The 238-nt window shown below is 29.4% G+C and carries 1 pseudogene; it reads right to left on the reverse strand.

Going from position 1 to position 238, the window contains the following annotated elements:
• Positions 1-238, reverse strand: a pseudogene (locus ACZ267_RS13030) (phytoene desaturase family protein); the annotation flags it as partial.

The raw sequence follows: 238 nt of genomic DNA on the forward strand, positions 1-238 counted from the left end.
TTAATTGAGCAAGATCTGTAGTAACGCGAATTTGATCTGTTTCACTAAAATAAACATCATATATATGTTATAATTGTTTAATTTCCAAGTAATAATTCATATTTTTTTGAGCGTAATTAAAAACGTCTCGATAAATCTCAGGCATCATTACGATGGTTGGTCACATATCAAATGTAAATCCATCTTGCTTGATCTGATTCATCCTGCAACCTATTTGTTGGTTCTTTTCATATAAATC

Source organism: Staphylococcus sp. AC872 (assembly GCF_979255425.1).